The sequence below is a fragment of the Streptomyces sp. NPDC006643 genome (assembly GCF_042870175.1).
Classification (GTDB): domain Bacteria; phylum Actinomycetota; class Actinomycetes; order Streptomycetales; family Streptomycetaceae; genus Streptomyces.
The window spans coordinates 229,332-253,214 of record NZ_JBIAHA010000011.1 but is presented as its reverse complement, the minus strand read 5'-3'; the positions used below and the strand labels follow the sequence as shown (position 1 = coordinate 253,214).

Annotated in this window: 19 protein-coding genes; 9 read left to right on the top strand and 10 right to left on the bottom strand. The window is 71.3% G+C overall.

What is annotated here, in order from left to right; genetic code table 11:
- Positions 1-192: 192 nt before the first annotated feature.
- Positions 193-381 carry a hypothetical protein gene (locus ACFYNU_RS17410; RefSeq protein ID WP_356594647.1) on the bottom strand — a complete coding sequence of 63 codons (189 nt, stop codon included), beginning with the start codon at positions 379-381 and terminating at the stop codon, positions 193-195.
- A 373-nt stretch (positions 382-754) separates the two neighbouring features.
- Between ACFYNU_RS17410 and ACFYNU_RS17405 the strand changes: the two genes are divergently transcribed.
- Positions 755-1,711 (top strand): XRE family transcriptional regulator, encoded by a 957-nt coding sequence (locus ACFYNU_RS17405; RefSeq protein ID WP_356594649.1) that lies wholly within the window; start codon positions 755-757, stop codon positions 1,709-1,711.
- A 32-nt stretch (positions 1,712-1,743) separates the two neighbouring features.
- Here ACFYNU_RS17405 and ACFYNU_RS17400 read toward each other — a convergent pair whose 3' ends face one another.
- Positions 1,744-4,947 (bottom strand): tetratricopeptide repeat protein, encoded by a 3,204-nt coding sequence (locus ACFYNU_RS17400; RefSeq protein WP_356594651.1) that lies wholly within the window; start codon positions 4,945-4,947, stop codon positions 1,744-1,746.
- A 277-nt stretch (positions 4,948-5,224) separates the two neighbouring features.
- Here ACFYNU_RS17400 and ACFYNU_RS17395 point away from each other — a divergent pair, with 277 nt between their 5' ends.
- Positions 5,225-5,602 carry a helix-turn-helix domain-containing protein gene (locus ACFYNU_RS17395; RefSeq protein ID WP_388766572.1) on the top strand — a complete coding sequence of 126 codons (378 nt, stop codon included), beginning with the start codon at positions 5,225-5,227 and terminating at the stop codon, positions 5,600-5,602.
- 165 nt (positions 5,603-5,767) lie between these two features.
- Here ACFYNU_RS17395 and ACFYNU_RS17390 read toward each other — a convergent pair whose 3' ends face one another.
- From ACFYNU_RS17390 to ACFYNU_RS17380, 3 genes are all read right to left on the bottom strand, one after another.
- On the bottom strand, positions 5,768-6,379 hold the full coding sequence (locus ACFYNU_RS17390; protein ID WP_356594653.1) for an ATP-dependent Clp protease proteolytic subunit: 612 nt from the start codon (positions 6,377-6,379) through the stop codon (positions 5,768-5,770).
- The gene (locus ACFYNU_RS17385; protein WP_356594655.1) at positions 6,376-7,041 is read right to left on the bottom strand and encodes an ATP-dependent Clp protease proteolytic subunit; all 666 of its coding nucleotides are present in this window, start codon (positions 7,039-7,041) and stop codon (positions 6,376-6,378) included. The genes ACFYNU_RS17390 and ACFYNU_RS17385 overlap by 4 nt, the downstream gene beginning before the upstream one ends.
- Before the next feature lie 132 nt (positions 7,042-7,173).
- Positions 7,174-8,061 carry an SMI1/KNR4 family protein gene (locus tag ACFYNU_RS17380; protein ID WP_356594657.1) on the bottom strand — a complete coding sequence of 296 codons (888 nt, stop codon included), beginning with the start codon at positions 8,059-8,061 and terminating at the stop codon, positions 7,174-7,176.
- Between the two features lie 228 nt (positions 8,062-8,289).
- Between ACFYNU_RS17380 and ACFYNU_RS17375 the strand changes: the two genes are divergently transcribed.
- Positions 8,290-8,790 (top strand): hypothetical protein, encoded by a 501-nt coding sequence (locus ACFYNU_RS17375; RefSeq protein WP_388766577.1) that lies wholly within the window; start codon positions 8,290-8,292, stop codon positions 8,788-8,790.
- Positions 8,791-9,000: 210 nt separating this feature from the next.
- On the opposite strand, the gene ACFYNU_RS17370 is transcribed toward ACFYNU_RS17375, so the two are convergent.
- The gene (locus ACFYNU_RS17370; RefSeq protein WP_356594659.1) at positions 9,001-9,567 is read right to left on the bottom strand and encodes a Uma2 family endonuclease; all 567 of its coding nucleotides are present in this window, start codon (positions 9,565-9,567) and stop codon (positions 9,001-9,003) included.
- A gap of 145 nt (positions 9,568-9,712) precedes the next feature.
- Between ACFYNU_RS17370 and ACFYNU_RS17365 the strand changes: the two genes are divergently transcribed.
- The 5 genes from ACFYNU_RS17365 to ACFYNU_RS17345 all read left to right on the top strand — a co-directional run bounded on the left by ACFYNU_RS17365 (position 9,713) and on the right by ACFYNU_RS17345 (position 18,799).
- The gene (locus ACFYNU_RS17365) at positions 9,713-11,794 is read left to right on the top strand and encodes a thioredoxin domain-containing protein (RefSeq protein WP_356594661.1); all 2,082 of its coding nucleotides are present in this window, start codon (positions 9,713-9,715) and stop codon (positions 11,792-11,794) included.
- Between the two features lie 240 nt (positions 11,795-12,034).
- The gene (locus ACFYNU_RS17360) at positions 12,035-13,300 is read left to right on the top strand and encodes a glycosyltransferase (protein ID WP_356594663.1); all 1,266 of its coding nucleotides are present in this window, start codon (positions 12,035-12,037) and stop codon (positions 13,298-13,300) included.
- Positions 13,297-15,084, top strand: a complete 1,788-nt coding sequence (locus ACFYNU_RS17355; RefSeq protein ID WP_388766568.1) for an ArnT family glycosyltransferase — start codon at positions 13,297-13,299, stop codon at positions 15,082-15,084. The genes ACFYNU_RS17360 and ACFYNU_RS17355 overlap by 4 nt, the downstream gene beginning before the upstream one ends.
- Positions 15,081-16,316, top strand: coding sequence for a glycosyltransferase family 2 protein (locus tag ACFYNU_RS17350; RefSeq protein WP_356594665.1), 1,236 nt, complete (start codon positions 15,081-15,083; stop codon positions 16,314-16,316). The genes ACFYNU_RS17355 and ACFYNU_RS17350 overlap by 4 nt, the downstream gene beginning before the upstream one ends.
- Positions 16,313-18,799, top strand: a complete 2,487-nt coding sequence (locus tag ACFYNU_RS17345) for a galactose oxidase-like domain-containing protein (RefSeq protein ID WP_356594667.1) — start codon at positions 16,313-16,315, stop codon at positions 18,797-18,799. The genes ACFYNU_RS17350 and ACFYNU_RS17345 overlap by 4 nt, the downstream gene beginning before the upstream one ends.
- Before the next feature lie 25 nt (positions 18,800-18,824).
- On the opposite strand, the gene ACFYNU_RS17340 is transcribed toward ACFYNU_RS17345, so the two are convergent.
- Both ACFYNU_RS17340 and ACFYNU_RS17335 read right to left on the bottom strand, forming a co-directional pair.
- Positions 18,825-19,451, bottom strand: a complete 627-nt coding sequence (locus ACFYNU_RS17340) for a TetR family transcriptional regulator (RefSeq protein WP_356594669.1) — start codon at positions 19,449-19,451, stop codon at positions 18,825-18,827.
- Between the two features lie 94 nt (positions 19,452-19,545).
- The gene (locus ACFYNU_RS17335) at positions 19,546-20,259 is read right to left on the bottom strand and encodes a hemolysin III family protein (protein ID WP_356594671.1); all 714 of its coding nucleotides are present in this window, start codon (positions 20,257-20,259) and stop codon (positions 19,546-19,548) included.
- A gap of 241 nt (positions 20,260-20,500) precedes the next feature.
- On the opposite strand from ACFYNU_RS17335, the gene ACFYNU_RS17330 reads away from it, so the two are divergent.
- Entirely contained in the window at positions 20,501-22,363 is a 1,863-nt protein-coding gene (locus ACFYNU_RS17330; RefSeq protein ID WP_356594673.1) for a phosphoenolpyruvate carboxykinase (GTP), read from the top strand.
- A 101-nt stretch (positions 22,364-22,464) separates the two neighbouring features.
- On the opposite strand, the gene ACFYNU_RS17325 is transcribed toward ACFYNU_RS17330, so the two are convergent.
- Positions 22,465-23,112 carry a dihydrofolate reductase family protein gene (locus tag ACFYNU_RS17325; protein ID WP_356594675.1) on the bottom strand — a complete coding sequence of 216 codons (648 nt, stop codon included), beginning with the start codon at positions 23,110-23,112 and terminating at the stop codon, positions 22,465-22,467.
- Positions 23,113-23,246: 134 nt separating this feature from the next.
- Positions 23,247-23,834 (bottom strand): class I SAM-dependent methyltransferase, encoded by a 588-nt coding sequence (locus ACFYNU_RS17320; RefSeq protein WP_356594677.1) that lies wholly within the window; start codon positions 23,832-23,834, stop codon positions 23,247-23,249.
- Between the last annotated feature and the right edge of the window lie 49 nt (positions 23,835-23,883).

Below are 23,883 nucleotides of genomic sequence, written 5' to 3'. Positions count from 1 at the left end.
GCGTGGGCGGCCCCCCGCCGCCCCCCCCAACTCCACGCCCCCCGGGCGTCCGGGGCTTCCCCCCGGTGCGGGGGCCCCCCCCCCCCGGGGGGGGGGGGGGCCGGGGCGGCGCGGCCCCCCCCCCACGGCGAGGTGTTCACATCGGGTGCTCGTACGGAGCGTTCTGCCGGCCGGCGCGAACGCCGGTGTCGGTCAGGAGCAGCCGCAGTAGAGGAACTCGCGCTGGTTGAGGTTGCACGACCAGACGCGCTGTGTGTACTGGCTGAAGTTGGAGCACGTCTGATTCTTGATACAGCGGTGGATCCAGTAACACGCGCCCGCCGTCTCCCGCGGCAGCAGGCGTTCCAGCATGCTGTCGGCAAGTCCACGCATGGTCTTCATCCCGTGGTGTCCCTTCGCTGGTTCTCTCTGAGGTGGTCGCCCGGTCGTCGAACCGCGTGCACCGCCGGATCCCTCCTGGCGACGGACTGACACGGCCCCCCGTCCGATCAGCCGACGAAGCGGATTCCCCGACCGGGCAGCCTTGAGTTTTCTGACCGGGACGGCCGACTTCAACGGCCGCAAGGTGTCCCGGACAGGGCCGGACCTGTCCGGGCCGGTCATGGGCCTGTCCGGATCGTGTCCGGACCGACGGGATCGGATCGGGAAGAGATCAGGATGAGATCGGGAGGAGATCGAGAACAGGTCGGGTCCGGACCGGAGTGGACCGAAACCGGTGTTGTTCCCTGCCCCGCGCCCCAGGAGGATGTGCGGCATGGCGACGCAGGGGGAGACAGGGGAGTCGGCACCTCAAGACGCCCGTGACGCGGCCGAGTTCATCGACTCGATGCGGCGGCTGAAGGAGCGGTCGGGTCTCACCTACCGGCAGTTGGAGCAGGGCGCGGCCCGCCGCGACGAGGTGCTGCCCCGCAGCACCCTGGCGGATGTGCTGCGCCGCGGCTCGCTGCCGCGCCCGGAGGTGCTGGCGGCGTTCGTCCACGCCTGTGGGGAGGGCGAGCGGGTGGACACCTGGCTGGCCGCGAGGGACCGGATCGCCGCCGCCGCGCCGCCCGAACCCCCGCCGAGTCCGGCCGCGCCCGGCGACGTGGAGCCCGGCGGCCCGGAGCCCGGTGCCGTGGACGGTGCGCCCGCGCGGCGACGGAGAGTGCTCGGAGCCCGCCCCGCGCCGGCCGTCGGCGGGCTGATCCTCCTGCTCGCCGCGGGCGCCCTGGCGTTGGCGTACGTCCTCAACGGTTCCGGCTCCTCGTCCGCCGCCGAGGGGCCCGCCGAGGGCTGGTCACAGATCCGGCCCGCGGCCACCCCCGACCTGTGCCTGACCGAGGGCCGGGCGCGCAACGGCCGGTACGACTCCGCCGTGGCCGTCCAACACCCCTGCGCCGACGCCGCACCTCCGCGCGTCTATCTCGAAGGGGTCGGCGACGGGCTGTACCGCGTCCAGTGGCACCACCCGGAATTCGGCAAGGGCTGTCTGACGGCCCTGACCAGCGGTCCCGTCCAGGGCATGTTCGAGCCCCGGGACAACTGCGACGAGGCGACCCGGTTCCATGTCGAACCGGCCGACGCGCCTCTCGCCGACGGCTATCGGCTCCGGCTGGCCGACAGCGAACTGTGCGTCGGCATCGTGGACGGCGAGACCGGTCCGGGGGCCGAGGCGATCCAGCAGGAGTGCGGCGAACAGGCCGACCAGCAGTTCCTGGTCGGCCCGGCCTAGGGCGCTTCTTCCGGATGTGGGGATCGGGCGGGTCAGGCCCCGACCGCCTCCACCGGTACCCCCATCACCTCGCGCGCGTGCCGGTTCGGCACCATGCCCAGCCGCCACGCCTGCCAGCCGTCCTCCAGCGTCACGCCGCGCTCCAGCATCACGGCGAACGTCTCCGCGCAGTCGTTCAGCTTGCCGTCGCGCGAGGGGTGCCGCGCCGCCATCAGTTCGGCCAGCTCCTGCTCCGCCACCACCGAGCCGACCTCGACGCCGCCCGCCGACGCGTACGGCAGCAGGGTGCAGCGCAGGAAGCGGGCCCAGTCGGCGCCGCGATGGTCTCCGTACGAGAGGAACAGCGCCGTCGCCTCGTCGCACTCCTCCAGCGCCTGGGCCGCCTTGCTGTTGCCCGCGTCGATGATCGCCAGCTCCAGACAGGTCCAGGCCTCGCCGTGCGCCACGCCGATCCGGCGGAAGTCCGCGCGGGCGTCGACGAGCAACTGCCGTGCGAAGCCCGAGTTGCGCAGATTGCCGGTCTGGGCGGCCCGCTGGTCGCGGGTGACCCGGCCCGAGTGGTGCCGGGCGCAGGCCAGCCCGTACACGTCACGCATCCGGGAGAACATCGAGCGGGCCCGCTCCAGTTCGCGTACGGCCTGAGCGGCGTCGTCGCACTCCTCCAGCGCCTGGCCCAGGTAGTACAGCGTCCACGCCTCGCCGCGCGCGTCCTCGTTGTCCCGGTGCCGGGCCAGCGCCTGGCGGAACTGGTCGGCCGCCGACTCCGGTTCACCGTCCACCAGCCGGGCACGGGCCAGCTGCGTCAGCGCCCACGCCTCGCCGCGCCCGTCGCGCGTGCGCCCGTACAGATCCATCGCCGCGCCCAACTCCCGCTCCGCGCCCGGGACATCGCCCATCCGCAGACAGACCTGACCGAGCTGGAAGTGCGTCCACGCCTCGCCGTGCAGCGACTCGCCCTCGCGGTGCAGGACGAGCGCCGTCGACAGCAGCGTGATCGCCTCGGCGAGATTCGCCCGGTCCCGCTCCACGGCCGCCAGCGCGTGCAGCGTCCAGGCGCGGTCGGTGCCGAGTTCGGCCGGGGCCTGGAGCTCCAGTGCCTCCCGCAGCTTCGCCGACGCCTCCACGAGATTGCCCTGGTGGTGCAGCGTGATGCCCAGCGAGCAGAGCGCGCGGGCCACGCCCGCGTCGTGGTGGGCCTCGCGGTAGAGGTCCACCACGGACGTGAGGGTCGACTTGGCCTTGTCCAGCTCGCCGAGCTGCCGGGCCGCGATCCCCGTACGCCACTGCACCGAGCGGGCCAGCAGCCCCTGGTCGACGGCCTGCGTCAACTCGCTGATCTCACCGAGCCGGTAGAGGTCCCCGCGTAGCAGGCAGTAGTCGCAGAGGGCGCCCAGCAGGGCCAGCACGGCGCCCTGGTCGACCCCCTCCGCGTGCCGCAGCGCGGCGGTGATGAAGCTCGACTCGTCGTCCAGCCAGCGCAGCGCGGCGTCGAGCGAGGAGAAACCGTGCCCGCCGAACTGGTCGGCGCGCGTGGACGTCTTGCCGTCGACCAGCCGGATCACGGAGTCGGCCAGCTCCGAGTAGTTCTGTATCAGCCGCTCCTGCGCGGCGCTGCGGTCGGCGGCCTCCTCCTCGTCCAGCAGCCGGGCGTGCGCGAAGTTCCGTACGACGTCGTGGAGCCGGTAGCGACTGGCGCGTACGTGGTCGAGCAGTCCCGCGCGCGACAGCACCGTCAGCAGCCGCTCGGCCTCCTGCTCGTCGGTGGCCAGCAGCGCGGCGGCGGCAGCGGCGCCGAGCGAGGCGCGCCCCGCCAGCGCGAGCCGCCGCAGCAGCCGGCGCGCCTGGTCGCTCTGGTCGGTGTAGCGCAGCCACATGGCGCGCTCGGCCGGGTCGACGGGGCCGTACGCCTCCAGGTCGGTGGCCAGCTGGTGCGACGTACGCGCACCGAGCGAGGAGCCCGCGATACGCAGCGCCAGCGGCAGCCCGCCGCACAACTCGCCGATCCTGTCGATGGCCTGCGCGTCGTACGGCCCGCCCACCGGCTCGTCGCCGGCCGTCTTCAGCAACTCCTCGCAGCCCGCGCCGTCCAGCGCCTCCACCGGCAGCTGGTGCACCCACGCGGGGGTGTCCGCCGCCAGCTCGACGGGCTGACGCGCCGTCACCAGCACCAGGCTGTCGGAGCGTTCGGGCACGAGCGTGCGGATCTGCTCCGCGTCGGACGCGTCGTCGAGGACGATCGTGACCGGCAGACCGGTCAGATGCTGGTGGTACAGCTCGCTCAGCCGCCGCACCTGCTGCTCGGCCGACGACCGCTCACGGAACAGCAGTTGCTCACGGGGCGCGCCGAGCCGGTTCAGCAGATGCAGCAGCGCGTCCCGGGTCGACAGGGGCGCCTCGCCCGCGCCGCCGCCCCGCAGGTCCACCACGCACGCCCCGCGGAACTGGTCCCGCAGCTGATGCGCCGCCCGTACGGCGAGTGTGGTCCGGCCGGAGCCCGGTTCGCCGTACAGCACGACGACGGTCGGCCTGGTCTCCGTCGACGCGCGGGCCGCGTGCACCCAGCGCGCGATCTGCCCGATCGCCTCGCGGCGGCCCGCGAACGGCCCCTCGGACGACGGGAGATGACCGAAGGACTGCTCAAGGACGCTGCGCCTGCGGGCGGCGGCACTGCGGTCGGATCCGCGCAACTGCGGTACGACGGTGGGCTTCTTGGTCGTACGCCGGGTCGCCTGCGTCAGGACGCGCTGCTGGTCCAGATACGGGCGTATGCCGCGTACCTCCAGCGCCGTCAGCCACTGGAGTCTCAACTGCTCGACGTCCCGGGCCTGTCCGGCCGCCCCGGCGGGCCGGCCCGCCGACGCCACCTTGGCGACACCCGTCGCCGTACCGACGACCGCGACGATCACCCCCGTACCGACCGCTGTGCCCGTCCCCGTACCGAGCCCGACATCGGCGGCGACGGCGGACGCGGCGGCAACACCCGCCACCAGCAAGGGAGTTCGCAGCGCGCCCCCGCCCAGCCGCTCGCCCAGGGTGCGCCGCTCCGCGGCGGCCTGGTCGAGCGCCGCCTCGTACAGCGCGTACTCGTCCTTGGCGGACTCCGCTATCGACTCCAACGCGCCCCGCCCACGCGCCAGAAGGACATTCCCGTCGATCCGCCCGCCCGAGCGCCGAACCTCTTCCTCGACGGCGCGTACCAACAGCCTCTCGGCCTCGCCCCGATGGCTGTCCCGCATATGCATCCCCCTCCGAGAGCATCCGGTGCTTCGGTGTGCCCCGCGCCAGTGTGCTGCGTAGGGCGCGCGAGCGCGAGGCGGCCTGCCGGGTCCGCGGCGGCCGATGTCGCCGCTCCGCGCCGGGCGCCTACGCGCGTCACCCATGTGTACGTGTGCCCGTACGTCTTGCCCGTCCGGGGCCGCTGTTACGCCCGCGGCGGAAAGAGCCAGGTCAGTGGTCCACCGGGTTACGCTCAGAACGGCGGTGCCGGTGCCGTTCCACAGCTACGGAGGAATCATGGGTGAAGGCGTTCTGCGTGCCGTTCCCGGTCCGGGCCCCGGCCGGGACGGCAGGACCGACGAGCCGCTGATGCGCGATCTCGTGGGGGCCGCGCTGCGGCGGGCGCGGCTGCGGCAGGGGCGGACGCTGCGGGACGTCGCCGATCAGGCGCAGGTCTCGTTGCCGTATCTGTCGGAGATCGAGCGCGGGCGCAAGGAGCCGTCGTCCGAGGTGCTGGCGGCCGTCTGCCGGGCGCTCGGACTGCAACTCGTCGACCTGGTGGGCGCGTTGCACGTCGACCTGACGTCGACCACGACCGTCTCCGTGAGGGCCACGGCGAAGTGGGGTCAGCCGCGGCGGGGCGGCGGGGCCGTGCTGACGCTGCTCGCCGCCTGAGAGCCGGGTTCCGCTTCCGCGCGCGGGCACGGGCGCGGGCGTACGTATGCGGGTACAGGTACGGGCACGGGTACGCGTGCGGGTGCGGTGCGGGACCCGCGCCCCCGTGCCGGGCCCCGCACCGTAAGCCGACGAGCCGACGAGCCGACGAGCCGACCCGCCGGTTCAGCCTGCGCGCTCCGCCAGTTCCCGCGTCGTGATCACGCCGTCCACCAGGCCGTACTCCTTCGCCTGCGCCGCCGTGAAGTACTTGTCCCGGTCGGTGTCCTCCCGCAGCCGCTCCACGCTCTGCCCCGTGTGGTGCGCCAGGATGGACTCGATCTCGGCCCGCGTGCGCAGCACCTCCGCCGCCTGGATCTCCAGGTCCGCGGCCTCGCCCTGCCCCTGGGTGGACGGCTGGTGCAGCAGCACCCGCGAGTGCTGGAGCGCCGTCCGCTTGCCGGGCGCGCCCGCCGCGAGGAGTACGGCGGCGGCCGAGGCGGCCTGACCGAGGCAGACGGTCGCGACGTCCGCCCGCAGGAACTGCATCGTGTCGTAGATCGCGGTCAGCCCGGTGGCCGAGCCGCCGGGGGAGTTGATGTAGAGATGGATGTCCAACTCGCTGCTCTCGTGGTCGAGATGGAGCATCTGCGCCATGACGACGTTCGCGACGCCGTCGTCGATCGACGTGCCGAGGAAGATGATCCGCTCGGAGAGCAGCCGGCTGAAGACGTCGGAGGAGCGCTCGCCGTTCGATGTGCGCTCCACGACGACGGGGACGGTGTACTGCCCGCTCATGCCGCCGCCCCCTCACCCGTGGTGCCGAGGCCGAAACCGAAGCCGAAGCCGCCCGCCGCGTCCCCGCCCAGTTCCCCCGCGCCGTGTACGACGCGGTCCACGAAGCCGTACTCCTTCGCCTGTTCCGCCGTGAACCATCGGTCCCGCCGCTGGTCCGCGGCGATCGTCTCCAGACTCTGACCGCAGTGCTCCGCGATCAGCTTCTGCATGGTCAGCTTGGTGTACGCCATGTTCTCGGCCTGTACGGCGACGTCGGCGGCCGTCCCGCCGATGCCGCCGGACGGCTGGTGCATCATGATCCGCGCGTGCGGCAGGGCGTAGCGCTTGCCGGGCGCCCCGGCGCAGAGCAGGAACTGGCCCATGCTCGCCGCGAAGCCCATCGCCAGCGTGGCGACGTCGTTCGGGATGAAGCGCATCGTGTCGTAGACGGCCATCCCGGCGAGGACGGAACCACCCGGGCTGTTCACGATCAGGACGATGTCGCTCTTGGGGTCCTCCTGCGACAGGAGCAGCAACTGGGCGCAGATCCGGTTGGCGATCCGGTCGTCCACCTGTTCACCGAGCACGACGATCCTGCCGTGCTGGAGGCGCCCGGCGATCTGGTCGTCGAACGGCGCCGGGGCGGTTTCCGCCGCGGCGAGCCGTGGCACGGTCGAGTGCATGTTTCCTCCATGACCGGCCCCCGACGGCGGGTGCTCACCCGCCTCGGCCGGTCCACTCCACCTTGTGGATCGGGCTCCGGCCGAAGCGAGTGATTCTGCCGTGCGGAGATCTGCTCACAGAAGAGCGCGCCGCTACTTCCAGCCGTCCGGCACCGGTCCGTCGCGGTCCGCCGACGTCGACAGGACCTCGCAGCCCATGCGCCGTGCCGCGTCGAACAGCGCCGTGCGGGCGCGCCGCCCGTCGCCGGGCGGATAGGCGACCCGGATCTGGTGCCCGTACGCCGTCTCGTAGGTCAGCCGCCAGTCGAGGGCGGTCGCGGCGAAGTGGTCCTGCCGCGCGCCGTCCCCGTCCTCCGCCCCGTCCTCCGCCCCGTCGCCCTCCTCGTTCTCCCGGTACGAGCCGCGGTCGGCCGTCGGCGCGAGCGCGTCGCGCAGGACGCGCAGCCTCTCGTCGTACGGCAACTCCCCCTCGGAGAGCTGGACATAGACATGGACGCGCTCCAGGAACGGATCGAACCAGGGCGTGGGCTCCACCGGCCCGCCGAAGACCGGGGTGTGGACCTCGCCGGTCAGCCATCCGTGCAGGAACGCCACCGCGCCCCGCTCGTGCGCGGAGTAGTACGAGCCCCGGGGATTCCACGCGACCACCGTCCAGCTGTCCGGCTCCCCGTCGGTCAGCCAGCACAGCCGGTCCCCGTTGTCCGTCCCGGCCCACGGCAGCAGCCCACCGGGCTCCGGGTAGAAGGGGTAGGGGCACTGCTCGGGGTACGACTCGCGGAACGGGCCCTCCTGCTCCAGCAGCCCCCGCGCCATGGGTATCAGCATGTCGTGCGGGGGGAACGGGTGCAGGGGCGTGATGAAGTCGGTGAACTGGCCCCGGCCGTAGCGCCCCACAAGTGCCTTGAAGTCGGCGGGCAGTTCACGCTCCAGCGCGGCCTCGACCCGCCCCCAGTCCCCGGCCGCGTCCACCGGTTCGGCCGGCGGTGGTACGAGGCGGACCAAGTCGTCGATCGTCGTCATGATCGCGAGTGTAGGGAGAGCCAGGTGTACTTGCTGCGGTGTCTTACGCATCGCGCGTAGATGTGCAATCTTGTCTGCGTGACCGACGGCGCCGGCCGCGTGAACCTCAACTGACGTCCCGTCAGGGTGAGTTGAGACCTTCTCGCAGTGGCGCCCAATCGGCCGTGCTACGCGCGTAGTTGACCTCCCCGTCCCCCCACCGAAGAGGAAATTACAGTGAACAAGGTCATCAGAAGCACCGCGATCGGTGCCTCCGCCCTCGCTCTCGCGTTCTTCTCGTTCCCGGCGGCGGCCCAGGCCGCCCCCGCCGACGCCAAGGCCCCGGCCGGCGCGCTCGCCAAGCTGAGCCACGCCACCGCCGCCGCCCAGCTCAGCAACGCCGGCATCGGCATCCGCTCCAGCGGTGGCTGCTCGGACCGCAACAACCCGACCTGTACCTCTCTCGACCAGGTCAACTCCGCGACCATCCAGGGCGCGATCACCCTCAAGGGCGCCACCGGCTGCGCGATGACGGTCACGGGCGGCACCGAGACCGGCCACGCCTCGGGCACCTACAGCCACTGGAACGGCTACAAGCTCGACTTCGCGATGTCGAGCTGCCTGACCAACTACATCACCGGCACGTTCACGTCCATCGGCGGCAGCAAGTGGCAGTCGGGCTCGGGCAACATCTACTACAACGAGGTCAACCACTGGGACGTGACCTACCACAACTGCGGCGGCTGCTGACCCGAATGCGGCCCCCGCCATAGCCACCTCGCAGGGCGCACCCTCGCACACGGGGGCGAGGGCGCGCCCCGCGAAACCCTCCCGGGGGCACGCTTGCCGGAAAGCGGCCTCGGACTTGTAGGTATCGATGCAGCCGTCGGCAGATATCTCGTCAATCCAGGTGAGCCGCTGTAGAGCGCACGGCCGATCGCGTGGAATCTTCCGGTGCTGTCAGATGATTCCCAGGTCCACAGCGACGGAGAAGGGCGCCGCGGCCTTGATCGCGCCGGTGAACATCTCGCCGTCCCGGTAGACCTTGGTGGCCGGGTCGAGAACGTAGGTGTAGACGATGGGGACACCGGTGACGGCCTGTTCGACGCGCCAGTAGAAGGCGATGCCGGCCTTGGCGTACTGGTCCACCTTCACGATCCGGTCGGTGGTCTCCGAGCCGGGTGACACAACCTCGACGACCAGGAGTACATGCTCGGGGCGAGTGGGCGTGAGGTCGATCGTGTCCGCCCGGTAGACGACGACGTCCGGTCGGCGGTTGGTGAGCGGAACGTCCTGGAGGCGGACATCGAAGTCCGTGTCGGCGTTCCAGTCCGGGCCCGCGGCGGCGTCCAGGGCATTGGCCAGAATCCGGGCCGGCCTGTTGTGCCGTTTGGACGCGCTCGGACTCACGACGACCATCCCGTCCACGATCTCGATACCGGCACACTGCTCCTCGGACCAGGAGTCGTACTGCTCCGCGCTGATCTGCGTATGCATCCACGCGGGCGCCACCATCTCGGCGGTCATGGTGTACCTCCTTGGAGGAGCCTCGACAGTTCCAGGGCTGCTTGGCTCAGCCTAGTGTCCTGTGATGTCGGGTGCCCGACTCGACAGAGCCCGACAGCATGCCCTGCGCGGCCGTCGGGGGTGAGGGCTGGGGCAGGATGGGGGCATGGTGAACCGACTCGGCCGTGAGACCTCTCCGTATCTCCTCCAGCACGCCGACAACCCCGTCGACTGGTGGCCCTGGTCGGCCGAGGCGTTCGACGAGGCGCGGCGGCGGGATGTGCCCGTGCTGCTCAGCGTCGGGTACAGCAGTTGTCACTGGTGTCATGTGATGGCCCACGAGTCCTTCGAGGACGAGGTGACCGCGGCGTATCTCAACGCGCACTTCGTCAGCGTCAAGGTCGACCGTGAGGAGCGGCCGGACGTCGACGCCGTCTATATGGAGGCGGTGCAGGCGGCCACGGGGCAGGGCGGGTGGCCGATGACGGTCTTTCTCAACGCCGAGGGGGAGCCCTTCTACTTCGGTACCTACTTCCCGCCCGCGCCCCGGCACGGGATGCCGTCCTTCCGGCAGGTGCTCGAAGGCGTCAACTCCGCCTGGACCGACCGGCGTGAGGAGGTCGGTGAGGTCGCCGGGCGGATCGTGGGGGAGCTGGCCGGGCGGTCGCTCGCGCACGGCGGTGAGGGGACGCCCGGTGAGGAGGAGTCGGCGCGGGCGCTGCTCGCGCTGACGCGGGACTACGACGAGAGGCACGGCGGGTTCGGCGGCGCGCCCAAGTTCCCGGCGAGCATGGTCGTGGAGTTCCTGCTCCGGCACCACGCCCGTACGGGGGCCGAGGGGGCGCTCCAGATGGCGTCCGACACCTGCGAGGCGATGGCGCGCGGCGGGATCTACGACCAGCTCGGCGGCGGGTTCGCCCGCTACTCGGTGGACCGCGAGTGGGTGGTCCCGCACTTCGAGAAGATGCTCTACGACAACGCCCTGCTGTGCCGTACGTACGCGCGGCTGTGGCGCGCCACCGGGTCCGACCTGGCGCGGCGCGTCGCGCTGGAGACCGCCGACTTCATGGTGCGCGAACTACGCACCGCCGAGGGCGGGTTCGCCTCCGCGCTGGACGCGGACAGCGACGACGGATCGGGCCGGCATGTCGAGGGCGCGTACTACGCGTGGACACCCGCGCAGCTCACCGACGTACTCGGCGAGGCGGACGCGGAGTTCGCCGCCCGGTACTACGGCGTGACCGAGGAGGGGACCTTCGAGGAGGGCGCCTCCGTCCTCCAACTCCCGCAGGGTGAGGGCGTGGTGGACGCCGAGCGGGTCGAGTCCGTGCGGCGCCGGCTCTTCGACGCCCGGGACACCCGGCCGCGCCCGGGGCGGGACGACAAGATCGTCGCGGCGTGGAACGGACTGGCGATCGCCGCGCTCGCCGAGACCGGCGCCTACTTCGAGCGGCCGGATCTCGTCGAACGCGCGACCGAGGCCGCCGATGTGCTGGTGCGGCTGCACATGGACGACACCGCGCGCCTCTCCCGTACCTCCAAGGACGGCCGCGTCGGCGCCAACGCCGGGGTGCTGGAGGACTACGGCGATGTCGCCGAGGGCTTCCTCACGCTGGCCGGGGTGACCGGCGAGGGCGTCTGGCTGGACTTCGCCGGCATCCTGCTCGACACCGTCCTGAACCAGTTCACCGGCGAGGGCGGGGCCCTGTACGACACGGCGCACGACGCCGAGCCGCTGATCCGCAGGCCCCAGGACCCGACCGACAACGCCACCCCGTCCGGCTGGACCTCGGCCGCCGGGGCGCTGCTGAGTTACGCCGCCCACACCGGCTCCGAGGCCCACCGCACGGCCGCCGAGGGCGCGCTCGGTGTGGTCAAGGCGCTGGGGCCGCGCGCCCCGCGCTTCATCGGCTGGGGGCTCGCCGTCGCCGAGGCGCTGCTGGACGGGCCGCGCGAGATCGCCGTGGTGGGGCCGCCGGACGACGCGGCGACCGCCGAGCTGCACCGTACGGCGCTGCTGGCGACGGCACCCGGCGCGGTGGTGGCCGTCGGCCCCCCGGCCGACGACGCGGCGGCCGACGGTTCGCCGGCCGACGGTGCGTCGGCCGACGGCGCGGCGGAGTTCCCGCTGCTCGCCGGGCGGCCCCTGCTCGCCGGGCAGCCCACCGCGTATGTCTGCCGGAGCTTCGTCTGCGCCGCGCCCACCAACGAAGTGGACGTCCTGAAAAGGCAGTTGACCCACAACTGAACGTACGCGTGTAGCAACGGCCGCCCCCCATGCACACTTCCAGGGCGCTGTGAAGCATGCAAAATCGGACGTAATCGCAGAGTTCACCGAATTGGGCCCTCTGTCGTCACACTTCCCCCCTATCTTCATCACGAAGGACACGCAACAAGTGCGCATGGGGGGCATGCGTACCGGGTGAAACCGGGGGGACCGGCGGCCAGGGGGGCCTTGCCGCGGTTCACCCTTGGCCGAGGGGGGCCTGTGGTCACGTCCGTATTCATCGCTGCCATTTCGCTGGCGCTGTTCTGGATGGCGGCGTTCACGTTGTGGTGGCAGATGCACGCCTGGCGTACGCCGGAGACGCTGGCGGCGACACGATTCGACCGGCCGGACGGGGGCCCGGCACGTTCGTTCTCGCTGCTGCTGCCCGCCCGCCATGAACAGGCGGTTCTTGAGCACACCATCGAGCGGCTGCTGCGCTCCAGCCACACCCGGTTCGAGATCATCGTCATCGTCGGCCACGACGACCCCGGGACCGCGGCGGTCGCCGAGCGGGCCGCCGCCCGCGATCCCGCCCGGGTCCGGGTCGTCGTCGACACCCACCTCGCGAAGAACAAGCCCAAGGCGCTGAACACCGCCCTGCCCTACTGCACCGGCGAGGTGGTCGGCGTCTTCGACGCCGAGGACCAGGTCCACCCGGAACTGCTCACCCATGTCGACCACGCCTTCCGCTCCACCGGCGCCGACGTCGTCCAGGGCGGCGTCCAGCTGATCAACTTCCACTCCAGCTGGTACAGCCTGCGCAACTGCCTGGAGTACTTCTTCTGGTTCCGCAGCCGGCTGCATCTGCACGCTCAGAAGGGCTTCATCCCGCTGGGCGGCAACACGGTCTTCGTCCGCACCGATGTCCTGCGCGACGCGGGCGGCTGGGACCCGGACTGTCTCGCCGAGGACTGCGACCTGGGCGTACGGCTGTCCAGCGTCGGCAAGAAGGTCGTCGTCGCGTACGACTCCGACATGGTCACCCGCGAGGAGACGCCCGGCTCGCTGGTCTCGCTGCTGAAGCAGCGCACCCGCTGGAACCAGGGCTTCCTCCAGGTCTACCGGAAGAACGACTGGCGCCAACTGGCCACGCGCGGCCAGCGGTTGCTCGCCCGCTACACGCTGATGACACCCTTCTTCCAGGCTGTCACCGGCGTCGTCATCCCGCTCAACGTGGCCGTCGCGCTCTTCCTCGACGTGCCCGTCGGGATCGCCTTCATCACCTTCCTGCCGGCCGTCACCGCGCTCGTCACCTTTGTGTTCGAGCTGGTCGGACTCCATGACTTCGGCAAGCAGTACGGACTCAGGGTCCGGCTCTCGCACTACCTGAAGCTCGTCGCAGGCGGCCCGTTCTACCAGGTGCTTCTCGCCGGCGCGGCCGTCCGCGCGGTGTGGCGCGAGCAGCGTGGCCGCCGTGACTGGGAGCTGACGAGTCATGTCGGCGCGCATCTCACCCGAGAGACCCGAGAGGACGTCCACGCGTGACCTCGACCCTCCCCGTGGAGGCGACGGAACCGGCCACCGGCCGGACCACCGGAACCGCCCCCGCGACGCTCAGCCCTGCTCCGGAACATCCGAGCGGCCCGGTCGACGGCCACGACAGCGGAATCGGCCACGACACCGGCACTGGCACCGGCAGCGGAGTCGGCACCGGAGTCGGCCGCGGCAGCGTCCAACGGCGGCTCGCCAAGAGGCAGTTGCTGATACGGCCCGTCGTCCGCTTCCGTACCTCCCGTGCCGATCTGGCGCTCTGCGCCGCCCTGCTCCTGGTGATCATGGCCGTCCAGGGCTGGAACATCCAGCACTACCCGACCCTCAGCGACGACGAGGGCACCTATCTCGCCCAGGCTTGGGCCGTCCAGCAGGGCGACGGACTCGCCCACTACACCTACTGGTACGACCACCCGCCGCTCGGCTGGCTCCAGATAGCCGCGCTCACCTGGCTGCCCTCGCTGATCGCGCCCGAGTCGATGACCGTCGGCGCGATGCGCTTCGCGATGCTGCTGGTCAGCGCGGCGAGCGCGGTACTGCTCTACATACTCGCCCGCCGCCTGTGGCTGCCGCGCTGGGCCGCCGGGCTCGCGATGGGACTGTTCGGACTCTCCCCGCTCTCGGTCGTGCTGCAACGGGAGATCTTCCTCGACAACATCGCCGTGATGTGGATGCTGCTCGCCTTCTGCCTCGCGGCCTCGCCCAACCGGCATCTGTGGCACCACTTCGCCGCCGGACTCGCGGCGGCGACAGGGGTGTTGACCAAGGAGACGATGCTCGTCGTACTGCCCGCCGTGCTGGTGACGATGTGGCGGCACGGGCACGCCGACACCCGTAAGTTCGCGGTCACCGGAGCCATCACCGCCTGCGCGCTGATCGGGCTCTCGTATCCTCTCTTCGCCCTACTCAAGGGCGAGTTGCTGCCCGGCGACGGACATGTGTCGCTGTGGGACGGGGTCACGTACCAGATGAGCAGACCCGGCTCCGGCTTCCTCCTCGACCCGGGATCGGGCTCGCACGGTGTGTTCCAGTCGTGGCTCTACTACGACCGGGTGCTGCTGTTCGGCGGTGTCGCGGGCGCGCTCCTGCTGCTGCTCACCGTCCGCTGGTCCGTCACCGCTCGGGCGCTCGCCGGCCCCGCGCTCGCCGTCGCGATCCTCACGGCCGTCGCGCTGCGCCCCTCCGGCTATCTCCCGGCGATGTACGTCATCCAGGGGCTGCCGTTCCTGGCCCTGATGCTCGCGGGCGGCGCGGCCAGCGTCACGCACGCGCTGCTGCGCCGAGGACGCCGCCCGGACGAGCGCCGGGGGCTGACCGCCGTACGGTGGACGGCCTTGGCCGTGCTGGTGGCCGCCTCCGTCGCGTACGTCGCACCCCGCTGGTACGACGGCAACCGCACCGCCCTGACCGCCGACGCCAACGCCCCCTACCGGGCGGCCGTCTCCTGGATGGCCACCGAGGTGCCCGACCCGGCCGGCACCCGGGTCCTGGTGGACGACGCGATGTGGCTGGACCTGGTGCACGCCGGATACCGGCCGGGGCTCGGCGCCATCTGGTTCTACAAGGCCGACCTCGACCCCGCCGTCAGCGAGACGATGCCCGGCGGCTGGCGCGACATCGACTACGTCGTGGCGTCACCGACCGTCCGGCGCGACGCGGCCGACCTGCCACGCGTACGCGACGCGCTCAACCACTCGACCGCCGTCGCCGTCTTCGGGGACGGCGAGGACCGGGTGGAGATCCGGCGGATCAACGATGCCATGGGAGCCGAGCGATGAGCATTCTTCCCGTACCGCCCAGGCGGACCGGGCCCGGTGAACTCGGCGACGCGGAGCTGGAGTCCACGGCGGTCGCCGAGCCGGGCGCCGTCACCGTGATCATCCCGACCTTCAACGAGGCCGCGAACGTGGGGGAGTTGCTGCGGCAGCTCACCGAATCCGTACCGGCCAGGCTGCCGTGCGAGGTCGTGTTCGTGGACGACTCGACCGACAGCACCCCGGCGGCGATCGAGGAGGCGGCGCAGGACTGCCCGTTCCCCGTCACCGTCATCCACCGCGACGAACCCGTCGGCGGCCTCGGCGGCGCGGTCGTCGAAGGACTGCGCACCGCCGGGTCCGAATGGATCGTCGTCATGGACGCCGACCTCCAGCATCCGCCGTCCCTGGTACCGGAGTTGGTGGCCGAGGGCGAGCGGACGAGCGCGGATCTGGTGGTCGCCAGCCGGTACGTCCCCGGCGGCAGCCGGGCCGGACTCGCCGGCGGCTACCGCGTCGCCGTCTCCCGCGCCGCGACCTGGCTGACCAAGGGCCTGTTCCCGCGCCGGCTGCGCGGCGTCAGCGACCCGATGAGCGGCTTCTTCGCGATCCGGCGCGGCGCCGTGACGGCCGACTCGCTGCGCCCGCTGGGCTACAAGATCCTGCTGGAGCTGGCCGTACGGTGCCGGCCGCGGCAGGTCGCGGAGGTGCCGTTCGTCTTCCGCGACCGGTTCGCGGGCGAGTCCAAGTCCACGGCCAGGGAAGGGGCGCGGTTCCTGCGGCATCTCGTCGAGCTGCGTACGGCGTCGGCGCCGGCCCGGATGGTGGCCTTCGGGCTGATCGGGCTGACCGGCTTCGTACCGAACCTGCTCGCGCTGTACGGCCTGACGGGCGCAGGCATGCACTATCTGCCGGCCGAGATCGTCGCCAACCAGTTCGGTGTGGCGTGGAACTTCGTCCTCATCGAGCTGCTGCTCTTCCGCGGCCGGCGGGAACACCGGCACTGGGTGGACCGGGTGGGGCGCTTCGCGGTGCTCGCCAACGCCGATCTGCTGCTGCGGATACCGCTGATCGCCCTGTTCGTGGGCGAGTTGGGGATGGAGGTCATGCCGGCGACGGTGCTGGCGATGCTGGCGACGTTCGTGCTGCGGTTCGCGGGGACGGAGACGCTGGTGTATCTGCCGAAGGGGAGATGGGGTCGGCGGACCGCGGCAGCGGCCCGCCCGGCCCGTGGTGAGAGGAACGGCCGGTCATGACCCCTTTCCGCAGACCACCCGCCCGGCGCCGGCGCCGTACCGCGCTGCTCGCCGTCACCGCGCTCACCGCCGGACTGCTGCTCAGCGTCGGCTTCCAGCAGCCCGCCACCGCCGGTCCCAACCTGGTGAAGAATCCCGGCTTCGAGACCCCCGGCGCCGGGGGCGGCGCCGCCATGCCCGACTGCTGGTCGCAGTCCGGCTGGGGCGACAACGACTTCAGCTTCACCACCGTCGCCGACGCGCACAGCGGCACCGACGCGCTCAAGGTCGAGCTGACCCGGCGCGCCGACGGCGACCGCAAGGCGCTGGTCACCGAGTCGGCGGCGTGCGCCCCCGCCGTACAGCCGGCGAAGCAGTACGACCTCTCCCTCTGGTACAAGTCGACGACGCCGGACACCGCGATCACGCTCTTCCGGCACGACACGACGGCCGGCTGGCAGTACTGGACCGACCTCAAGACCCTTGATCTGAGCGCCGGTTACCTGCGCGCGGAGGTCCGCACCCCCGTCGTACCGCCCGGCACCGACCGGATCAGCTGGGGCGTCTCCGTCTTCGGCACCGGCAGCGTCACCACCGACGACTACGGCATGGAGGAGGTCACCGTCCCGGCACCCGACCCGGAGTGCACGGGCGTCGCCGCCGACTGCGCCGACGGCCGCTGGGAGGTGCTGGAGACGGAGAATCCGGTGCGCTCCATGCACTCGGTGGTCCTCAGGGGCGGCAAGGTGCTGCTCATCGCCGGATCCGGCAACGACCCGGAGCGGTTCGAGGCGGGTACGTTCACCTCGGCGGTGTACGACCCCGAGGACGGCACGTACGAGACGATCCCCACGCCCGACGACATGTTCTGCTCGGGACACGTCCAGCTGTCCGACGGCCGCGTCCTGGTGATGAGCGGCAACAAGGGCTATCCGTCGGCGGACGGCACGATCGGCTACCAGGGTCTCAAGGACTCGTACATCTTCGACCCGGCCACCGAGACGTACAGCAGGACGAACGACATGAACGACGGGCACTGGTATCCGTCCGCCACGGTCATGGGCAACGGCGACGTGCTGTCCCTCGGGGGGCTGCGCGAGGACTCGTCCGGCTCCGTGACGACGGAGCGCTGGTCGGCCGCCGAGGAGAAGTGGCTGCCGCTGGGGCAGGTCAACCAGACCTGGTCGTTCTGGGGTCTGTACCCGGCGATGCTGCTGATGCAGGACGGCCGGCTCTTCTACTCCGGCAGCCACACCTTCGGCAACGGCACGCCGGGCACCGGCGCCTCCATCTACGACTACGACGCCAACACCATCACCGACGTGCCCGGACTGCGGAACAAGGACGAGCGCGACCAGTCGGCGAGCGTGCTGCTGCCGCCGGCCCAGGACCAGCGGGTACTGACCATCGGCGGCGGCAACATCGACACCAACCCGGACGCGGGCCGCCTCACCGACATCATCGACCTCAAGGAGCCGAGCCCCGAGTACCGGGCGGGCCCGCCGCTGCCGCAGGGCACGGTGGACCTCGGCGCCCCCGGCGGACCGCAGCCGCAGACCGGCGCGCAGGGCAAGATGTACGGCTCCGTGGTGCTGCTGCCGGACGGCAAGGTGCTGGAGACGGGCGGCGCCCTGCACAACCGGGCCGCGCCGGTCTTCTCGGCGTCGCTCTTCGACCCGGTGACGGAGACGTACGACAAGGTGGCCACCGACCCGCAGCCGCGCGGGTACCACTCGTCGGCGTTCCTGCTCCCCGACGGCCGGGTGATGGCGACGGGCGACAACCCGGGCAACGGCTCCTGGAACCATCAGGTGTCGGTCTACACCCCGCCGTATCTCTTCAAGGGGCCCCGGCCGGAGATCACTTCGCTGATCGACCCGGAGTGGACCTACGGCGACACGCAGCGGATCACGGTCGACCGGCCCATCGCCAAGGCCCAGTTGATCCGGCCGGCGGCCGTCACGCACTCGTCCGACCCCAACCAGCGTTTCGTGGACCTGCCGTTGACGGTCGAGGGGGACGGACTCACCGTCGATCTGAATGTGACGGGCAATCCGAACATCGCTCCGCCCGGGTGGTACATGCTCTTCGCGGTCGACGCGAACGGGGTGCCGTCGGTGGCCGAGTGGGTGAGGGTGAGCGGCCCCGCGGCCCTCGCCGACGACTCCGGGTCCGCCCACGCGCACGATTTCGCGGGCGAGTTGGCGAAGTCCGCCAAGAAGCCCGCGAAGAAGCGGAGTTCGGCGCCGGTGAGCCCGCGGGTCGCGGGCTGCGACCGGCACTACGGGCCGGCGGACGTGTGCGTGCCGACGGTCTTCCCCGAGACGGTGGAGGCGACGAAGACGAAGACGGGGCCGGGGAAGGGGACGGCGGCAGGGCCGGGGACGGTCACACGGGCGCGCTGCGACTGGCTCGCCGCGAACGGCTACGGCGCGCTGAAGGTCAATGGGAAGGACGACCCGCTGCGGCTCGACCCGGACGGGAACGGCCGGGCGTGCGGGTGAGCGGGTGAGCGGGTGAGCTGGCCGCTCAGAGGGCGAGCCCGCCCTTGAGCGTGTCGAGCGCGCGGTCCACGAGCACGGCCAGATTCTCCTTCTGGTCGTGCTCGGCCCAGTGGATCATCACCTCGCGCAGCGCGGCCATCGCCGACGCGGTGAAGACCCGTACCTCCAGATCGCCCTCGTCGCGCCCCGTACGGTCCGCGACCGCACGGGAGAGCAGGAGCGAGGTCTCCGCCATCGTCTCGGTCATCCTGGCCCGTACGGCGGGGATCTCCAGCATCAACTTGCTGCGCTGGAGCAGCTCTTGGGACTGGTCGGCGTGGACCGCCTCCATCGCCTGCCGCAGCACGGCCCGCAGCGACTCCAGCGGGCGCTCGTCGGCCGGGCGGGCGCGGATGGCCGCCTCCATGAGCGGGTCGAACTCGTCGGTGAGGACGATGTCTTCCTTCGTCGGGAAGTAGCGGAAGACGGTCGAGGGCGAGACCTCGGCCGCCGCCGCGATCTGTTCGACGGTGGTCACCTCGTAACCCTGCTCGTCGATGAGCCGGTACGTCGCTTCCCGGATCGCGACGCGGGTCTTGAGCTTCTTCCGTTCACGCAGGCCCAGCCGGGGCTGCTGCGCGTCGTCGGAGGGGAGGGGTGCGGAGGCGGCCATGCCGCTTATTGTCGGGCATCCGCCGGGGCGCTCACCACATGCGCGCACACACCGTCGCCCGCCTCCTCGTCGGGGTGTACGCGCCGGCGCGGCGTCAGGAGTGCTGGTACGCCACCAGTGAGATCCCGACGTAGTGCACGACGAACGCGGCGAGCGTCAGCGAGTGGAAGACCTCGTGGAAGCCGAACCAGCGCGGTGACGGGTTGGGGCGCTTCAGCCCGTAGATCACACCGCCCGCGCTGTAGAGCAGTCCGCCGACGATGATCAGGACGAGGACGACGATTCCGCCCGTACGCATGAAGTCGGGCAGGAAGAAGACCGCGGCCCAGCCCATGGCGATGTAGCAGGGGGTGTAGAGCCAGCGCGGGGCGCCGACCCAGAAGACCCGGAACGCGATGCCCGCCACCGCCGCGCCCCAGACCGCCCAGAGCAGCGTCCGGCCGGTCGAGTCCGGGAGCAGCAGCATGGTCAGCGGGGTGTAGGTGCCCGCGATGATCAGAAAGATGTTGGCGTGGTCGAGCCGGCGCAGTACGGCTTCGCCCCGCGGGCCCCAATTGCCGCGGTGGTACACACCGCTGACGCCGAAGAGCAGGCAGGCGGTGGCGACGTAGACCGCGCAGGCGACCCGCGCCTTGGTGCTGTCGGCCAGGGTGATCAGCACGATTCCCGCGATCACGACAGCCGGGAACATCCCCATGTGCAGCCAGCCGCGCATCATCGGCTTGGCCGGGAACGGCAGCTGGATCTCGGTCGGTCCCCCTTCGGGTTGTCGAGGGTTCGCGAGCGAGTCGGAGGCGCGAGAAGTCATGCGCTCATGCTACCTACGGGACCGTAGGTTCCGGATAGGGACGGCTGCTTACGCGGCCCGCGCACCGGCAGGGGAGGGCGAGCGGGAGTGGTGATGCTCACGTGGGCGGCCCTCTGGACAGATGGGCGCGAGCGTCGGATGATCAAATGAGTGCGGTCGGCACCGGATGAGCGGTAACGAAGCGTCCGGGTCGCAGCCCCCACGGGGCATACACCTACAAAACCCTCATCAAGGAGTAACCGTGGCGCGCGACGCAGGGCTTTCCAGCGGAGACCCCCTCAATCCCGAGGCTCCCACCGCCCCGACGGGACACCAGGAGCTGATCTCCTGGGTCGACGAGATCGCGGCTCTGACCCAGCCGGACCGGGTGATCTGGTGCGACGGATCGGAAGCCGAGTACGAGCGCCTGTGCGAAGAGCTCGTGGCGAAGGGCACGTTCACGAAGCTCGACCCGGTTCTGCGCCCCAACTCGTACTACGCGGCCTCCGACCCCACCGATGTGGCACGCGTCGAGGACCGCACCTTCATCTGCTCCGAGAAGGAGGAGGACGCCGGTCCCACGAACAAGTGGAAGGCCCCGGCGGAGATGCGCGACATCTTCACCGGCGAGCAGGGCGTCTTCCGCGGCTCGATGCGCGGCCGGACGATGTACGTCGTCCCGTTCTGCATGGGCCCCGTCGGCTCACCGCTCTCCGCGATCGGCGTCGAGATCACCGACTCCGCGTATGTCGCGGTCTCCATGCGCACCATGACGCGCATGGGACAGCCGGTCCTCGACGAACTCGGCGACGACGGCTTCTTCGTCAAGGCCGTCCACACCCTCGGCGCCCCGCTCGCCGCCGGCCAGGCCGACGTGCCGTGGCCGTGCAACACCACCAAGTACATCTCGCACTTCCCCGAGGACCGCGAGATCTGGTCGTACGGCTCGGGTTACGGCGGCAACGCGCTGCTGGGCAAGAAGTGTTACGCGCTGCGCATCGCCTCCGTCATGGCACGCGACGAGGGCTGGCTCGCCGAGCACATGCTGATCCTCAAGCTCACGCCGCCGCGCGGGGAGTCCAAGTACGTCGCCGCCGCCTTCCCCTCGGCGTGCGGCAAGACCAACCTCGCCATGCTGGAGCCCACCATCTCCGGCTGGAGCGTCGAGACGATCGGCGACGACATCGCGTGGATGCGGTTCGGCGAGGACGGCAGGCTGTACGCGATCAACCCGGAGGCGGGCTTCTTCGGCGTCGCGCCCGGCACCGGTGAGCACACCAACGCCAATGCCATGAAGACGATGTGGGGCAACTCCGTCTTCACGAACGTCGCGCTCACCGACGACGGCGACGTGTGGTGGGAGGGCATGACCGAGGAGCCGCCCGCGCACCTCACGGACTGGAAGGGCAACGACTGGACCCCGGAGTCCGGCACCCCGGCCGCCCACCCCAACGCCCGCTTCACCGTGCCCGCGGGCCAGTGCCCGATCATCGCGCCCGAGTGGGAGGACCCCAAGGGCGTCCCGATCTCGGCGATCCTCTTCGGCGGGCGGCGCGCCTCCGCCGTACCGCTGGTCACGGAGTCGTTCAACTGGCAGCACGGCGTCTTCCTCGGCGCGAACGTCGCCTCCGAGAAGACCGCCGCCGCCGAGGGCAAGGTGGGCGAGCTGCGCCGCGACCCGTTCGCGATGCTGCCGTTCTGCGGCTACAACATGGGCGACTACATGGCCCACTGGGTCAAGATCGGCGCCACGGCGACCGCCAAGGGCGACGAGTCGAAGCTCCCGAAGATCTACTACGTCAACTGGTTCCGCAAGAACGAGGCGGGCCAGTTCGTCTGGCCCGGCTTCGGCGAGAACGGCCGCGTACTGAAGTGGATCGTGGAGCGCCTGGAGGGCAAGGGCGAGGGCGTCGACTCCCCGATCGGCATCCTCCCGGCGAAGGGCGCCCTGGACACGGCCGGCCTCGACCTCTCCGAGTCGGACCTGGACTTCCTGCTCACCGTCGACAAGGAGGTCTGGCGCGAGGAGGCCTCCCTGGTCCCGGCCCACCTCAACACCTTCGGCACGCACACGCCGCCGGAGCTGTGGGACGAGTACCACGCCCTGGTGAACCGCCTGTCCTGACAGCACCGCACCCCCGACCACCCTGGCGAGAACGGCCCCCGGAGCCCATCCCTCACGGCTCCGGGGGCCCTCGCGGTCTCTGTGCGGTGCCCGCCGGCGGCTCAGCGGTCCACGCGGCTGAACATCAGGTGCGTGACCCCGCTGGGCGTGGAGACCGACTCGATGTCGTACTCCTTCTCCAGGCCCTCCAGCCCGTCCCAGAGACGCTCGCCCCGGCCGAGCAGGATCGGGACCACCACCAGATGCATATGGTCGACCAGCCCGGCGGCCAGGAACTCACGCAGCATGGTGGGGCCGCCGCCGAGGCGTACGTCCTTTCCGCCCGCCGCCTCGCGGGCCGTCGCGAGCGCGTCGGCGGGGGAGGCGTCGACGAAGTGGAACGTCGTACCGCCCTCCATCTCGATCGACGGGCGCGGGCGGTGGGTGAGGACGAACACCGGTGTGTGGAACGGCGGGTTGGGGCCCCACCAGCCCCGGTGCTCCGGGTTGTCCTGCCAGCCGGGCGGGCCGAACTTCGCCGCGCCCATGATCTCGGCGCCGATCCCGTCGTTGAACAGCCGCAGGAGGGTGTTGTCGAAGCCGCTCGTGCCGCCGGACTGGCCGATCATCGCCTTGCCCCACCGGGTGTCGAACATCCACTCGTGCAGCCGTTCACCGGCGTGCCCGAACGGCGTCTCGGCGCTCTGGCCCTCGCCGGTGGCGAAGCCGTCCAGGGAGAGGGAGAAGTGCTGAACGCGGGTAATTGACATGGCTGTTGATTCCTCTGTGTCGGAGGGGTCCGGCGGGCGTCGGAGGGTCCGGCGGGCCGGGTGCGGCGAGCCGCCGCCCGCTCCTTGTTATCGGACGGTGTTCCCACCAGGTAGACGACACGGCGGCGGGAAACTCATCGGTCGTCGCGCGGGCCGGGGACACGGCGCGTCGCGACGACCGCCGAACTGGCCGGTGTCGTCAGCACGTCCGTGGCGTCCAGCTCCGGATGGGTGAGATAGAAGTGACGCAACTCGTCCACCTCGCCCTCGAAGCGCGGCGGCCAGTCGGGCGACGGGGTGAAGTCGTCCATGATCAGCAGCCCGCCGGGGGCCAGCAGGTCGACCACCCGCTGCGGATCGTCCCGCTTGCCGCCGCCGTCGCAGAAGAAGACGTCGAACGGCGCGTGCCGCTCCAGCAGCCGCCAGTCCCCGGTGAGCACGCTGACCCGTTCGTCGTCCGCGAAGAGCCCGGCGGCCCGCCGCGCCAGCTCCTCGTCCCGCTCGACGGTGACCAGCCGCGCGCCGCCGGCGAGCCCGCTGTGCAGCCAGGCGGTCCCCACCCCCGACCCGGTACCGCTCTCGGCGACCACCCCGCCGGGCTTCGCCGCGGCGGCCACCCTCAGCAGCCTGCCCACCTCGGGGATGCAGCTCAGCCTGAACCCGGCCTCGAAGGCCATCCGCTCGGCGGCCACCACCCGCTCCGGTACCGCGCGCTCCGCCATGGTCGTGTTCCCCCTCCGTTGTGTGACCGAGACGCTACCCAACGGCGCG